Annotated in this window: 10 protein-coding genes; 7 read left to right on the top strand and 3 right to left on the bottom strand. The window is 47.0% G+C overall.

The features are described 5' to 3' along the window. Positions 1-269 precede the first annotated feature (269 nt). On the bottom strand, positions 270-1,253 hold the full coding sequence (hemB, locus tag QUB39_RS07585) for a porphobilinogen synthase (RefSeq protein ID WP_333053287.1): 984 nt from the start codon (positions 1,251-1,253) through the stop codon (positions 270-272). 300 nt (positions 1,254-1,553) lie between these two features. Here hemB and QUB39_RS07580 point away from each other — a divergent pair, with 300 nt between their 5' ends. Both QUB39_RS07580 and QUB39_RS07575 read left to right on the top strand, forming a co-directional pair. Beyond that, the gene (locus tag QUB39_RS07580; RefSeq protein ID WP_333053286.1) at positions 1,554-2,537 is read left to right on the top strand and encodes a DUF1517 domain-containing protein; all 984 of its coding nucleotides are present in this window, start codon (positions 1,554-1,556) and stop codon (positions 2,535-2,537) included. Between the two features lie 330 nt (positions 2,538-2,867). Further along, on the top strand, positions 2,868-3,422 hold the full coding sequence (locus QUB39_RS07575) for a cyclic nucleotide-binding domain-containing protein (protein ID WP_333053285.1): 555 nt from the start codon (positions 2,868-2,870) through the stop codon (positions 3,420-3,422). 366 nt (positions 3,423-3,788) lie between these two features. On the opposite strand, the gene QUB39_RS07570 is transcribed toward QUB39_RS07575, so the two are convergent. Then, a complete protein-coding gene (locus tag QUB39_RS07570) occupies positions 3,789-4,235 on the bottom strand; it encodes a hypothetical protein (RefSeq protein WP_333053284.1) in 447 nt (148 codons plus the stop codon). Between the two features lie 312 nt (positions 4,236-4,547). Next, complete coding sequence (locus QUB39_RS07565) at positions 4,548-5,318, bottom strand: hypothetical protein (RefSeq protein ID WP_333053283.1); 771 nt, start codon at positions 5,316-5,318, stop codon at positions 4,548-4,550. 1,177 nt (positions 5,319-6,495) lie between these two features. Here QUB39_RS07565 and QUB39_RS07560 point away from each other — a divergent pair. From QUB39_RS07560 to QUB39_RS07540, 5 genes are all read left to right on the top strand, one after another. Next, positions 6,496-7,194: a class I SAM-dependent methyltransferase gene (locus tag QUB39_RS07560; protein WP_333053282.1), complete on the top strand. Its 699-nt coding sequence runs from the start codon at positions 6,496-6,498 to the stop codon at positions 7,192-7,194. Between the two features lie 222 nt (positions 7,195-7,416). Beyond that, positions 7,417-8,043, top strand: a complete 627-nt coding sequence (locus QUB39_RS07555) for a 7-carboxy-7-deazaguanine synthase QueE (protein ID WP_333208342.1) — start codon at positions 7,417-7,419, stop codon at positions 8,041-8,043. 121 nt (positions 8,044-8,164) lie between these two features. Then, positions 8,165-8,608 carry a retroviral-like aspartic protease family protein gene (locus QUB39_RS07550; protein ID WP_333208376.1) on the top strand — a complete coding sequence of 148 codons (444 nt, stop codon included), beginning with the start codon at positions 8,165-8,167 and terminating at the stop codon, positions 8,606-8,608. A gap of 73 nt (positions 8,609-8,681) precedes the next feature. Continuing rightward, positions 8,682-11,642: an excinuclease ABC subunit UvrA gene (gene uvrA, locus QUB39_RS07545; RefSeq protein WP_333208341.1), complete on the top strand. Its 2,961-nt coding sequence runs from the start codon at positions 8,682-8,684 to the stop codon at positions 11,640-11,642. Between the two features lie 196 nt (positions 11,643-11,838). Beyond that, positions 11,839-14,631 (top strand): DNA methyltransferase, encoded by a 2,793-nt coding sequence (locus QUB39_RS07540; protein WP_333208340.1) that lies wholly within the window; start codon positions 11,839-11,841, stop codon positions 14,629-14,631. Positions 14,632-14,647 lie beyond the last annotated feature (16 nt).

The following is a 14,647-nucleotide window of genomic DNA, read 5'->3' as shown; positions in this document are numbered from 1 at the left end:
AACAGGCTTTCCGGCCTGTTCCACAAGAAAATTCACTCTTTGTGGAACAGGCCGGAAAGCCTGTTCTTGAGAATGGTACAATATCTCAGTTACAGCCCAGTGAAACGGTAAAAACCCGGTTTCGAGGCGTCGTTTATAGGTAAGCGATAGCTTGTGTCTTGCCTAATTGCTCAAAAATCATCTATCGAGAGAGGTGTTGACTCCACAAGAACACCCGAAGATTGTGCTGTGGAGTCAATTCTTTAATCTCTAATCTCAAATCAAATGAATCAGTTTTGCAGCCAGCGGGCGGCGTCTTTGGCGTGATAAGTCAAAATCAAATCACAACCAGCACGCTTGAATCCTGTCAAAGTTTCCATCACTACTCTTTCTTCATCTATCCAACCGTTGAGGGCGGCGGCTTTCACCATCGCATATTCCCCAGAAACGTTGTAAGCAGCAACTGGCAGGTTAGTTGCTTCCTTCACGCGCCAGATGATGTCCATGTAAGCTAAAGCGGGTTTAACCATGAGCATATCTGCGCCTTCGGCAATGTCGAGAGCAATTTCTTTCAGAGCTTCGCGGCCGTTTCCGGGGTCCATTTGATAGGTGCGTCGATCGCCAAATTGCGGGGCAGACTCTGCTGCATCTCGGAATGGGCCATAATAAGCTGAGGCGTATTTTGCCGCGTAAGACATGATGGGAATATCTTCAAATCCAGCGGAGTCCAATCCTTCGCGAATTGCTCCGACAAAACCGTCCATCATTCCCGAAGGGGCGATAATATCTGCACCGGCTTTAGCTTGAGCAACAGCGGTTTTCTTCAGCAATTCTAGTGTGGGATCGTTCAATACGCGACCGCTTAAATCTCCGACTTCCAAATAGCCACAGTGACCGTGAGTGGTATATTCGCACAGACAAGTATCGACCATGACGATTAAATCTGGTACGGCTTTTTTAACTGCTTCCGTCGCTTTTTGGACGATGCCGCAGTCGTGCCAAGCACCTGTCGCGTCGGTATCTTTGTCTGCGGGAATGCCGAATAAAATAATAGCCGGAATGCCGAGGTCGTAGACTTCTTTTGCTTCTTCTACTATTTTGTCTACCGATAGCTGGAAAACTCCGGGCATCGATGTGACTTCTTTAGCAAAAGCTTCCCCCGGTACGGCAAATAGGGGGTAAATTAAATCGCTGGTTGTCAAGATATTTTCGCGCACCATCCGGCGGAGTTGGGGATGGTTGCGGAGGCGGCGGGGGCGGTGAGTTGGAAACATAATGTTTTTTTTACGGTAGATAAAGCCCTGTTTTCTAGGACTCGTGGCGCTTCTTTAAAAGTCTAGAGCTTATTGTTGGCCGATCGCCCTTTACATAAGTAAACTTCTGTAAAACCCGCGATGTCCTTTGTTCGCAGTCAGGAATGCCAGTCCTTTCTAGCTTTTCTCGTTTGCAGACTCAGGCCTAACTGTGGTTGGATCGGTTGGTACGGATATCTCGCTGGCTTCATACCTATAACCAGGCTGCCCATTCGCGAGGATAGACTGTAAATTATAAATGTATCGAATAGTAACGGTCTTATGTACAAGCAACTAATTTCAAAGATGAAACCGCTTTTGAAATCACTATTTGCGATCGGTCTGGTACTGACGCTAGCCCTCGGTAACGCTGATGGAGCTCTGGCTGCCCGCAGCGGAGGACGCATCGGGGGCGGATCTTTTAGTGCTCCGGCGCGCAGTTACTCGTCTCCTAGTCGCACTTACGCGCCGTCGGGAGGGGGCTACTATCCGGGTGGTGGCTTTGGAGGTGGCTTTGGTTTCCCGTTCTTGCTGCCGTTTTTTGGCTTTGGGGGCGGGTTTGGCGGCCTGTTCTCGATTTTGATTTTTATTTCGATCGCTAATTTCCTCGTCCAAAGCTTCCGCCGCGCCGGGGGCGGAACTGACGAACTCGGCAACAGCGCCGCCACTACCACCGTATCTGTCGCCCGCTTGCAAGTTGGTTTGCTAGCAGAGGCCCGCGGTTTGCAAGCTGAACTCGACGCCCTCGCGCAAAAAGCGGATACCGATACAGCAGCCGGTCGCGCTCAAGTGCTGCAAGAATCTACTCTGGCGCTGTTGCGGCATCCTGAATACTGGGTTTACGCGGGCGCTGAATCTGTGCAAACTCGCTTGGAAGCAGCCGAAGCTAAGTTTAATCAATTTTCTTTGGCAGAACGCAGTAAATTTACTGAAGAAACGCTCTCGAATTATAACAATCAGCTCCGCCAAGCAGGGAGCAGCAATATCCTGCCAGGTTTGCAGGAAAATGGGGCGCTGGTTGCTTCTGATTTGAATTCAGAGCCTGGGGAATTTATTGTGGTGACGGTGATTGTCGGTACTCAAGGTAAATTGCAATTGCCAGCAGTGAAAAACTCTGAAGATTTGCGCCAAGCTTTGCGCCAGATTGGGGGAGTATCGAGCGAGCAGTTGCTGGCGGTTGAGGTGCTGTGGACTCCTCAAGCCAACGGGGACACTCTGACTGCTGACGATATGTTGGCCGGCTATCCTGATTTGCGATCGATTTAGTGAGCAAGACTGGGCGCGGAGCATTGTCTGCCGCGCCCCATCCCGCAGCAAAGCTGGGCGGGTTAACCCAATTGCTTTTGAGACGGGAATTTCGCGGGAGGTTGGGGAGGTCGATCGAATTAAAAAAGATTGTTTAACAAATGCTAGTATTGAGAGATCATGCTTGAGCATGATTTATCTGCTATTGGCAAAGCCTGCCCGATATGGGTTTTGCGAGGAAGTTAGGCAAGATAAAAAAAACTCTATTGAGCGAGGACTGCTTCGGAAGAAGTTGCGATCGCACGCCATCTAAATTTTATATAAAGAAGAAGCGATCGAGAGCTAAAACTTATGGCCGACAGCAGCAGAAAAAAAGCACTTTTTATTTTGAGCCAGTTAAATAATGACGATATCAACTGGATCGTTCAAAAAGGCAAAAAGGAAGTTCTAGATCCGGGGGGGATTTTGATCCATGAAGGGAGGCAGATAGATGCGCTCTACATTGTTTTGAAGGGGAGTTTGAGCGTTTTAATCGAGGCTGAGCGGACTAGAGAACTCGCTAAAATAGCCAGCGGAGAACTGGTGGGAGAAGTCTCTTTCATTGACGCTCGCCCTCCTTTAGCAACGGTAAAGGCAATAGAAGAAACTCACTTGCTGGCAATTCCTAGGCGGCAGTTAGTCATCAAACTTCAAAACGATATGGGCTTTGCTTCCCGGTTTTATTATGGAATTTCACTGTGTCTGGCAGACAGGATGCGCGGTACGATCCGACATATAGAATATGGTCGCAATATTGAATTAGATCAACCAGAATTTGAACGCGAGGATATCAATCCTAACGTTCTGGAAAATTTGGCGCTAGCTGAGGCTAAGTTTAATTGGCTGAGGGAAAATGTTAAAGCTTGAGGAATTTTAAGGGGTTTTTGCGCTGGGTGTGAAAACTGGCCGATTGAGAGGGTAATTGAGAGATGTACGATGTAACTCACATCTTGCACCATTCTGAAGAACAGGCAAGATGCCTGTTCCACAAAAAATGAGTTTTCTTGTGGGGAGTAGGGGTTGGGCATCCTGCCCGCCCAAAAAAGGATTATTGAGATTGGTGCAAGATGTAAGATGTAACATCTCAACTCAAAAAACAGATGTGGAAAACAAAATAGGGGCGGGTTTTACCGGAAATATCGATCGATAATTGCCGGAACTATAAAAACCCGCCTCTGTGCTTTGCAGTAGTTGCAACCTCGCGCGCTGAAACGCAACTACCAACCACACAATCTAGATAATGCCCGGCCCTTTGCCACGGGTGTCTGCATCCATTGTCAGTTTTCCTTCCTCGCCTTTTTTATCTTTGATTTCTGCGAGAATTCGAGCGCGTTCTGCGGCTTCGGCTTCTTCTTTTGCTCTCAAATCGCCCGGTTCGTTGATGTACATTTCCGGTTCGATCGCGTAATTGTTAACTAGACCTTCTTTGTCTACTGTATAACCATCTGTAGTGTGAATGCTTTCGTCATCGGTTTGGTCATCAGTTTTTGCACTTTTCTGCTTCGCTTCGGTGGTTGTGTGCATGAAGTTAGCGCCTTCCCGTTCTTGCCGCGCTGCTGTCTCCGCAGGAGTAATGCCCCTGTCGTAGTGGGGGGCTTCCATATTGGCTTCGATTTGTTCGTCGGCCGGTGTTGATTTGCTAACTTCTTCTTTGGGGGGTATTGGTTGGCGATTAGTCATGATTTATTCCTGAGTTATCTTTTCAAAAAAGGTCTTTGGCTTATGTTTAAATATTAATCCCAAGCTAGCTCATTCACAAACTATCTTTGGTTATAGTTTGCGAAAAATTGCTGTTAGGGAAAATACCTTTATTGCATCTTCCTGAAGACTGACTAAATTGTGTTTTTATTAAAACTTTAACTATCTGCAACTATTTGGCATCTATCTAAAGATAGGGAATTTTCAATTGGGCATCGGGCATCGGGCATTGGTAACTAATGACAACAGTCAACAGACAACTGTCAACTGTCAACTATCAACTATCAACAGACTTTACGATTCTTTAAAGAAGCGGATGATTTCGCGGACGTGGTTGAGAAATTGTCCGTCATCGGTGAGTTGGGCGATCGCACTTTCTGCATCTCTTCTCAGTTTAGTGTGCTCTGCCTGATTTGTCGCTTGCAAAGATTGTAGAGATGCGGATACAGTAGTTAGTTCTCTTCTGATAGCTTCCCGTTCCCGATTTTGGACAGCCACCCACGAATTCGGATTGTCGGAACTTAATTGATCGGTCAAGTCTCTAACTGTAGATTCTAATTGTGCAAAGCGGCTGCGGAGTTCGACAATATCTTCGCGGGGGTGCAAAAATTGGCGGCGGATACTTGTCAGCCGCTGGGCTAAATACTGATAACCTCGGATAGCTGGACGCAGTACAGTTAACAGCAGTGCAGCAGCGGAACTGAGATAGCCAATAGCACTAATTCCGGCGGCGGCTAGGGCGTAAAGTGCGATCGCGCTAAACAGGTGAAGTGCGATCGCCACAAAGAGCGATCGGCTAACTAATACAGTAACGTATTGGAGTTGTTCCCGATCGACAGCAATGTTTTTTTTAGTCGATTCTGCGGCTTGGGCTAAAACTTCTTTAGCTTCAAAATGGATATTCCAGGGAACTGTAACTATCAGCAACAGCCATTCAAAAATAGCAATGGCAATTACCCAATCAATAAAACTGCCGGCGGAGACGTGCAGCCATTGCAGAATGGCAAAAACTAGCAGCAAAAATATGCCTGTGGCGGCACCAAAACCTGCGAAAGTGTAATACATAGCGATGCCTTGGTAGAATGTTGTTTTGATTGTGGGTAGGTGGTTTAGGTATGGAGGAATAAACTGTGACAGTTAAGTGAGCGTCCTATTAATCCCGGTTCATTAGTTATGAGTAACAATGCAGGGCAAGAGTGGCGAAAAACCTGTTTTTTCCCACAAATACTTGCTCTACCTCAATCGTGGAATGTTGTTTTGATTGTGGGTATGTTGTTTAGGTGTGGAGGAATAAGCTGTGACAGTTAAGAAATCGTCCTATTGAACCCAGTTTATTAGTGATTAGTAATACTCTGGGACACAAGGGTTTCCAAACGCCTGGTTTGTTCCAAGAACATACACGGGATTGAACCAATCCATAATAGTTAAAGGAAACGGTTTGTTGGTTTGGGAGCGATTAAAAGGGCGGGTTTTTGAGATTGTCAATTATTGGCAGATATTGTTCGTGAACCCGCCCCTACGGTATTAGGGATAATCGATCGGACATGATATAAGTCCTCAATAATTACTCATTGGCGATTAAGTAGAGCGACACAAACAAACTTGAAAATGTAACAAAATGTAAACAAATCACAACCTTTGGGATTGCTTCATTTCACTGGCAATGACATACTTATGTTTTTCGCAGTTCATCTAGTTAGGATCGCGAATTAAATAACTTACAATTTTAGTTGTTATTGTGGGATGGGCGTCCCGCCCGTCCACTCATGACGGGCGGGACGCCCATCCCACTTTCAAGAGTGGAAGTTATTTAACTCTCATTCCTTAGTAATCAGGATGAAATCACATTCTCCCCAACTCATACCATTTGAGATTTGAGATTTGAGATGGGGAATAGTTGATTATGTATGGGTTTCCAGCTTGTCTACAGTTGCATTCATTTTTTGAACTGGTATCGCTAACGGCGTTACGCGGTGCTAGTGCTAGAAAAGCAGGAATCTCAAAACGCTCCCCTCTATCTATTTTTATTTTCTAGAGCTGCGAAATCACCTGTGGCTGAGATAAACTGATTTGGAAGTAGAGCGCGCGTTTTGCAAGTTGCCTCTGTGTAACCGAGACACTGATACTGCAACCTGCCCTCAGCCACAGCAAAATAGATGCCTAAATTAACTCTACATTCTCCGATTTCCATTAACAGGGCGTCTAAAATCTAAAATCAAAAGTGAGCAGCAAGGACAAACCAATGGCGAACTCAACTCTTGGCCTAGAACATCAACTTTACGATTATCTGTTATCTATTTCTCTGCGGGAGCCAGATATTCTCGCTTCACTACGGGAAGAAACGGCTAAACATCCTATGGGGATGATGCAGATTGCTCCCGAACAAGGTCAGTTTATGGAGCTCATGGTGCAGCTTATGGGAGCGACCAAAACCTTAGAAATTGGCGTTTTTACTGGTTATAGTGCGCTGTGCGTAGCTTTAGCACTTCCTCCTAACGGTCAAATTATTGCCTGCGATGTCAGCGAGGAATATACTACGATCGCACGACGCTATTGGGAAGCAGCAGGCGTGGCTAATAAGATTTCTTTGCAGTTGGGCCCAGCAATAAATACTCTCGACAAACTAATAGCCGAGGGACAAGCTGGAACCTTTGATTTTGCCTTCATCGACGCCGATAAAGAAAATTATGAGGCTTATTTTGAGCGATCGCTGCAACTTGTACGAAATGGCGGTTTAATTGTAATTGACAATGTTCTGTGGTCTGGACGAGTTGCCGATCCTCAAGTACAAGACGAAAGCACCCTCGCCATTCGTAGTTTCAACGACAAATTGCGTAACGATCCCAGAGTTACTCTCAGTGTTGTCCCCATTGCTGACGGGCTGACTTTGGCCCTGAAGCGCCGTTGGGCTACTCTGATGGAACCTGAACAGAATAATTAAAGAGTTATTTGCGGTTTGTGGTGGATTTCTAAGGATTTATACAAAAGCTATGAAGAAACCCGATTTCTGAGTGAAGCTTCTGAGATAAAACGGATATTTTTTTTCATAAACCCCGTTTATGCGTTCAGAACTGTTTTTATTTGCTGCAAACCGCGAAGAAATAACAATTTAAGAATATTATATCTAAACAACGTAATTAATTGATTTGAGGCGTAACTTCGGGTGTCTAATTTACAACTAAAATTACCAATTCACGAAACTTTTCAGTGTACTGTTCAAGGCGAAGGTTACTGGACGGGGACTTTAGTTGATTTTATCAGATTGGCCGGTTGCCCTGTGCGGTGTCCTTGGTGTGACACAGGGTACGAAAATGGGGGCAAAGGTTTGCCGTCTGTGCCGCAGTCGATCGCACAATTGCTCGCTCAATTGCAGTCTCCGAGGGTGGTCATTACTGGTGGCGAACCTTTTATACACCGGGATTTGCCTGAGTTAGTTGAAGCTTTGTTAGAAGCTGACAAGCAGGTGAGTATTGAAACTTCGGGTGCTTACTGGCAGGATGTTTCCCCGCAGGCTTGGATTACTCTTTCTCCGAAGGAACACGTCAATCCTAAATATCCGGTGCAAGAGCTTTTCTGGACTAGAGCAAATGAAATTAAGTTGGTGGTTAGCACTGGCGAAGAAGTTGCATTTTATCACAAGCATTTGGAAAATAATGTGAATATTCCGGTTTTCTTGCAGCCAGAATGGAACTCAAAAAGTTCAGCGATTCCAATTATTTTGGAATTGCTGAAACAAAATCCTAGTTACAGGCTATCTTTGCAAACTCACAAATTTATTGGTGTGCAATAATTTGATATTTTAGCCAGAATTATTCGTCAGGTGGGCGGTGCAGAAGGGGGAGTGCATCGCCCTACAATATGTGGAAATATGTGCTAAAATTAAAGCAGCAATTTATGATAATCTGAACGTAATGGAAACAACTACGGAAACCCTAATGGGAAAAGTGATCGCAACCCTAGTAATTACGAATCGGCTGGATGAAGGGAAAGCAGAAGATGGTCTGATTCCCATCGAGCAAGTCAGGTATGTTACTCTAGAAAATGTTTTGGTGGATACGGGCGCGACAACTTTGTGTTTGCCTAAAGGTGTCATCGCCAGATTGGGTTTGAAAATTCTCAAGCAAGTAGTTGTGGAAACAGCCACGGGTATTAGTGAGGCGAGGATTTTTCAAGATGCCAAGATTTCTCTGTGCGGGCGCGAAGGGACTTTTGAGTGTTTGGAATTGCCAGAGGGGAAAACTCCACTTTTAGGGGTGATTCCGATGGAAGCGCTGGGAATTGAAGTCGATTTGAAAAATCAAAGATTGAAGGTTTTGCCCGACGGGCCGACGGAAACTTATTTGACTATTCTTTGATATTCTTGAGTTTGGATGCCAGCTATTCGATCGGCAGCGCTAAGATGGTTAAGCACTGTTTTGCACTACTCTCATGTCCCAACGCGCCGAAACCTCAAACAGCCAGCCAAGTGCATCCCGCAACGGGCATAATGTGACGAATTCTCACTCTCACAACCAAAATACGATTCGGGTTCGCGGTGCGAGACAGCACAACCTGAAAAATATCGATCTGGAACTCCCGCGCGATCGCCTGATCGTTTTTACTGGCGTCTCCGGTTCTGGTAAGTCTTCCCTGGCTTTCGATACAATTTTTGCCGAGGGACAGCGCCGCTACGTGGAGTCTCTCAGCGCCTACGCGCGCCAGTTTTTGGGACAGTTGGACAAACCGGATGTGGACGCGATCGAAGGCTTGAGTCCGGCTATTTCGATCGACCAAAAGTCAACTTCTCACAACCCGCGATCGACTGTTGGCACTGTTACAGAAATTTACGATTATCTCAGATTACTCTACGGCAGAGCCGGCGAACCGCACTGTCCGATTTGCGATCGCTGCATTGCGCCGCAGACAATTGATGAAATGTGCGATCGAGTCATGGCACTTCCCGACGGCACTCGCTTTCACCTTCTGGCACCAGTTGTGCGCGGAAAAAAAGGCACTCACCGCAAATTATTGTCGAGTTTAGCTGCGGAAGGATTTATTCGCGTCAAAGTTAACGGAGAAATTTTAGAACTTTCGGAAAATATCGAATTAGATAAAAATCATACGCACAATATCGAGATAGTTGTCGATCGGTTAATTAAAAAACCCGGTTTAGAAGAACGTTTAGTTGATTCTCTGGCAACTTGTTTGCGCCATTCTGAGGGAATTGCGATAGTTGAAGAGTTACCGAGTGATGAAAATTCCGAACCACAGGGGCCGATCGTATTTTCCGAAAACTTTGCTTGTCCCGAACACGGCGCAGTAATGGAAGAACTTTCACCCAGGTTATTTTCTTTTAATTCGCCCTACGGCGCGTGTCCGAACTGCCACGGTTTGGGGAGTTTGCGGACTTTTGCGCCGGAGTTGGTAGTTCCCGATGAGAAAGCACCTCTTTATTGTGCGATCGCGCCTTGGTCAGACAAAGACAATTCCTATTATCTCTCTTTGCTTTGCAGTATTGCTGATACTTGCGGGTTTGATATCGACACTCCTTGGTATCGATTAAAGCCCGAACACCAGCGGGTAATTTTGTACGGCAATGAACAAAAGCGCAGCGGAGAAAGTAAAAAGCGCGACGGCAACACTGATTTTAGGAGAGATTTTAATGGCGTAATTTCCATGTTGCAGCGCCAGTACGACGATACTGGTTCTGATTTGATTAAGCAGAAGCTGGAACAGTATCGGGTCGATCGCTCTTGCGAGGTTTGTCAGGGCAAACGCTTGAAACCCGAGGCGCTTTCGGTGCGGTTGGGACAGTACGGAATTGTAGATTTAACCAGTATTTCGATTCGCGAATGTCGCGAACGAGTAAATAATTTGGGATTGAGCGATCGGCAATTCCAAATATCCGATTTAGCCCTGAGAGAAATCAAAGCAAGGCTGCAATTTTTGCTCGATGTCGGGTTAGATTACCTGACTTTAGACCGCGCCGCAATGACGCTTTCTGGCGGAGAAGCGCAGCGAATTCGGCTGGCGACTCAAATCGGTTCTGGTTTGACGGGCGTGCTCTACGTTTTGGACGAACCGAGTATCGGACTGCACCAAAGAGACAACTTTCGCCTGCTGCAAACCTTAACAAAATTGCGCGATTTAGGCAATACTTTGATTGTCGTAGAACACGATGAAGAGACCATGCGAGCGGCCGACCATATTGTCGATATCGGGCCCGGCGCTGGCGTGCACGGCGGCAAAATTATCTCGCAAGGAAGTTTAGAAAATTTGCTAGCCGCCGAGGAATCTTTGACTGGTGCTTATTTGTCGGGAAAGCGAGTAATTGAAACCCCTAATGAAAGAAGAAAAGGCAACGGCAAAGCTCTCTCAATCATAAATGCGACGCGCAACAATTTAAAAAATATTGATGTGGAAATTCCCCTCGGAAAACTCGTCTGCGTGACGGGGGTTTCCGGTTCGGGAAAATCAACTTTAATCAATGAATTGTTGTACCCGTCGCTGCAACACTATATCACCAAAAAAGTGCCTTTACCACCCGATATGGACGCCCTAAAAACTAAAGGGGAACGCTCTCTCGATGATGTGGTTGATAAGGTAATTGTCATCGATCAATCTCCCATCGGTCGTACTCCGCGCTCTAATCCCGCTACTTACACGGGAGTCTTTGATGTGATTCGGGATTTGTTTGCCGAAAGCATTGAAGCGAAGGCAAGAGGTTACAAAGCGGGCCAGTTTTCTTTTAACGTGAAAGGGGGAAGGTGCGAAGCTTGTGGCGGCCAGGGCGTGAACGTGATTTCGATGAATTTTCTGCCGGATGTTTACGTGCAGTGTGAGGTTTGCAAGGGTGCACGGTACAACCGAGAAACACTGCAAGTTAAGTACAAAGGCAAGTCGATTTCTGATGTTTTGAACATGACTGTCGAGGAATCTTTGGAAATGTTTAAAAATATTCCCAGGGCGGGCGTCAGACTGCAAACTTTGGTTGATGTTGGTTTGGGTTACATTCAGTTGGGACAGCCGGCGCCGACGCTTTCTGGAGGGGAAGCGCAGCGGGTAAAATTGGCAACGGAACTGTCGCGCCGCGCTACTGGGAAGACGCTTTATTTGATTGATGAACCGACGACTGGTTTGTCGTTTTATGATGTTCACCATTTGTTAAATGTGCTGCAAAGGTTGGTGGATAAGGGTAATTCAATTTTGGTAATCGAACACAATTTAGATGTGATTCGGTGCTGCGATTGGGCGATCGATTTGGGGCCTGAAGGGGGAGATAAGGGCGGCGAAATTATTGTGGCGGGAACGCCGGAGGATGTGGCGGCAAATCCTCGTTCTTATACTGGGAAGTATTTGCAAGCGGTTTTGCAGCAGCATCCTTTGGGGGAGGCTGTAGCCGTTAGTTAATTCTCACTAAAGCACCTAACCTTCGATGAAGGGAAATGCTGATGGGGAGTAAGAAAGATGTAGGCGATCGCCCTCCACCCCAAAACGCTGCGATCGCAACCCCCATAATCGAAAATCAAGGTAAAATCCAAAATTGCGTTAAGAGGCGATAATGGAACCTCTGAGCTACCGCCCCTGAGCTACCTATGGTGGAACTATGAATGCAGTCGAAATCGAAGAAGCAGTTTCCAGGCTCGCTGAAGCGCCCTTTGACTCGGAAGAGTTCCCCTTTGCCTTCCTCGAAGCCTTTGGTAACAAGCCGACGACTCTCAAGCGGCTCAAAAGCAAAAGCGGTGGCTCCAACCAATCGGATCTCGGTGGCTTGCTCCAGCGTAACAATATCCATGTGAAGGTTTGCCCCGAAGGCGAGGTGACAAACACCCTCACGGCTTTGCGGGATAGTGCGGCGACGGCTCGGTATAAGGTTAAGTTTATCCTGGCCACCGATGGCAAAAGTTTTGAGGCGGAAAACCTCGCTGATGGGGAGATAGTCGCTTGCGATTACCCCGACTTTCACAACCATTTCGGTTTTTTCCTGCCCTTGGCGGGCATTACGACAGTCAAGCAGATCCGGGAGAATGCCTTTGATATCAAGGCTACGGGGCGCCTCAACCGCTTGTATGTCGAGTTGCTGAAGGAGAACCCGGAGTGGGACAATGCCGATCGCCGGGAAGCGTTAAATCACTTCATGGCGCGACTAATCTTCTGTCTCTTCGCGGAGGATACGAATATCTTTCACAGCAATGCCCTCTTCACTGCCACCATCGAACAAATGAGTGCCAGTGATTCGTCGAATACGCACGAGGTGCTGTCGGAGATGTTTCGGGCGATGTGTACGCCGCTTAAGGATCGGGAGGCGGCGAAGATTCGCAATTGGGCAGATAAATTCCGCTATGTGAATGGAGGGCTGTTTTCGGGTGGGGTGGCGGTGCCGCGTTTTAGCAAGATTGCCCGATCGTACTTACTTCATGTTGGCAATCTGGACTGGACAAAGATTAATCCCGATATTTTCGGGTCGATGATTCAGGCGGTGGCGGATGATGAGGAGCGGGGTGCGTTGGGGATGCACTATACGAGTGTGCCGAATATCCTCAAGGTATTGAATCCGCTGTTTTTGGATGATTTGCGGGAGCAATTGGAGGCGGCGGGGGATAACGCCCGTAAGTTGCTGAATTTGCGGCAACGGATGGCGCGGATTCGGGTTTTCGATCCGGCTTGTGGATCGGGGAATTTTCTGGTGATTGCGTATAAGAAAATGCGCGAGATTGAGTGGGAGATTAATCGTCTTCGGGGTGAGGGCGATCGCAAATCTGAGATTCCGCTGACGAATTTTCGGGGAATTGAATTGCGTCACTTTTCCTGTGAGATTGCGCGGTTGGCGTTGATTATTGCCGAGTATCAATGTGATGTGATGTATCGAGGGCCAAAGCTGGCGCTGGCGGAGTTTTTGCCGCTCAAAAATGATAACTGGATTACCTGCGGGAATGCGTTGCGGTTGGATTGGTTGAGTCTTTGTCCGCCGACGGGAACGGGGGTGAAGTTAGTGGCGAATGATTTGTTTAGTACGCCGCTGGAACAGACGGAGATCGATTTTGAGAACGAGGGAGGGGAGACGTATATCTGTGGAAATCCGCCCTATCTCGGATCGAGCGGTCAATCCAATGAGCAGAAGGACGATCTAAAACTCATTTTCGATGGACGCACCAAAACCTGGAAATCCCTCGATTATGTGGCAGGCTGGTTTATGAAAGCAGCAGATTATGGAACGCAGACACAATCTTCCGCCGCTTTTGTATCTACTAACTCGATCTGTCAGGGCCAGCCGGTGCCAACTTTGTGGCCTCTAATTTTTGAGACGGGACACGAAATTGCTTTCGCACATACCAGTTTTAAATGGTCCAACTTAGCTAGTCATAATGCTGGAGTGACTGTGGTGATCGTCGGAATTTCCAAGCATCTTAGTAAGGCACGCTTCCTTTTTTCGGCAATGGAAAAAGGTGGTACTTCCATAAAGCAGGCCGACAATGTTAATGCTTACCTAGTGGCTGCAAGCAACATCATTGTTGAGCAACGATCATTACCAGTTAGTAGCTTGCATCCGATGGATAGAGGAAACGGTGCCACCGATGATGGAAATTTGTTTTTGAGCAAGCGTGAGGTAGATGAACTTATTGAATGTTATCCTAGCTCGGCTCCATTTATTCGTTATTTTAGCGGGTCGGCTGAAGCCATCAAAGGCCATCAACGATATTGCCTATGGATCGAAGATACATTCTTGGATGATGCGTTATTAATCCCATCAATTTCTAGCAGAATTACTGCCGTTCAAAACTTTCGGTCTAGAAGCTCTAAGCTTGCCACTATCAAATCTGCAAGTTTTTCACATAGATTTCAGGAAATCAGACAGAGAGGTAATGAGCTAGCTGTTGTGGTGCCTCGCCATAGCTCGGAAAACCGTGAATATCTCCCGTTTACATTGCTTTCACAGGGCGCAATTGTTGGTGATAGTGCTTTCGCATTATTTGATCCCCCACTCTGGAATATGGCGCTAATCGCCTCCCGCCTGCACCTGGTCTGGATCGCCACCGTCTGCGGCAAGCTAGAAACCCGATATCGCTACTCCAACACCCTCGGCTGGAACACCTTCCCCGTCCCCACCCTCACCGAGCAAAACAAAGCCGACCTCACCCGCTGCGCCGAAGACATCCTGCTAGCGCGAGAGCACTATTTCCCAGCCACGATCGCCGATATGTACGATCGCGATCGTATGGATACCGAATTCCCTCTGGTTAGGGAAGCGCACGATCGTAATGACGAAATCCTCGAACGAATCTACATTGGTCGCCGCTTCAAAAACGACACCGAACGCCTGGAAAAACTGTTTGAATTGTACACCAAAATGACCACCCAGCAAACGCCCCAAAAAAAGTCTGCCAAACGTAAAATCTAGCCATCAAAACCGACAA

It is taken from the genome of Microcoleus sp. AT8-B5, from assembly GCF_036705565.1.
Lineage (GTDB): Bacteria > Cyanobacteriota > Cyanobacteriia > Cyanobacteriales > Microcoleaceae > Microcoleus.
Note: the sequence above shows the minus strand (reverse complement) of the source record. Positions and strands in the feature narration are given on the sequence as shown.

Bases quoted from the DNA above. Each gene is read 5' to 3' on its own strand.
- hemB (WP_333053287.1), bottom strand. From the start codon at position 1,253: ATGTTTCCAACTCACCGCCCCCGCCGCCTCCGCAACCATCCCCAACTC.
- QUB39_RS07580 (WP_333053286.1), top strand. From the start codon at position 1,554: ATGTACAAGCAACTAATTTCAAAGATGAAACCGCTTTTGAAATCACTA.
- QUB39_RS07575 (WP_333053285.1), top strand. From the start codon at position 2,868: ATGGCCGACAGCAGCAGAAAAAAAGCACTTTTTATTTTGAGCCAGTTA.
- QUB39_RS07570 (WP_333053284.1), bottom strand. From the start codon at position 4,235: ATGACTAATCGCCAACCAATACCCCCCAAAGAAGAAGTTAGCAAATCA.
- QUB39_RS07565 (WP_333053283.1), bottom strand. From the start codon at position 5,318: ATGTATTACACTTTCGCAGGTTTTGGTGCCGCCACAGGCATATTTTTG.
- QUB39_RS07560 (WP_333053282.1), top strand. From the start codon at position 6,496: ATGGCGAACTCAACTCTTGGCCTAGAACATCAACTTTACGATTATCTG.
- QUB39_RS07550 (WP_333208376.1), top strand. From the start codon at position 8,165: ATGGAAACAACTACGGAAACCCTAATGGGAAAAGTGATCGCAACCCTA.
- uvrA (WP_333208341.1), top strand. From the start codon at position 8,682: ATGTCCCAACGCGCCGAAACCTCAAACAGCCAGCCAAGTGCATCCCGC.
- QUB39_RS07540 (WP_333208340.1), top strand. From the start codon at position 11,839: ATGAATGCAGTCGAAATCGAAGAAGCAGTTTCCAGGCTCGCTGAAGCG.